1 pseudogene is annotated in these 229 nt (G+C 59.4%); it reads right to left on the bottom strand.

Features of this window, described 5'->3' with window-relative positions:
* Window positions 1–229 (bottom strand): annotated as a pseudogene (locus Q4563_RS23385) (M48 family metallopeptidase); the annotation flags it as partial.

The following is a 229-nucleotide window of genomic DNA, read 5'->3' as shown; positions in this document are numbered from 1 at the left end:
ACATTAAGCAAGCGGCGTTCGTAAAAATCGCTGCTGTTGGGGGGCAGGCGATGGCCGCCGAGAGATTCGGCCACTACATGACCGCCACCACGCAGGTTGAGCCAGCGATACAGGCTGGCCAGTCCGATGACCATCATCACCAGTGCCGAGATGATCAGGATTCGTTCTGTCGAGAGGGAATCAAAAAAGGAGAGGCCAGGCTGACCCGCCCGGGCGGCCAGCTCAACAC

This window comes from Gilvimarinus sp. 1_MG-2023 (assembly GCF_030548285.1).
This window is presented reverse-complemented; position numbering and strand designations above follow the sequence as displayed.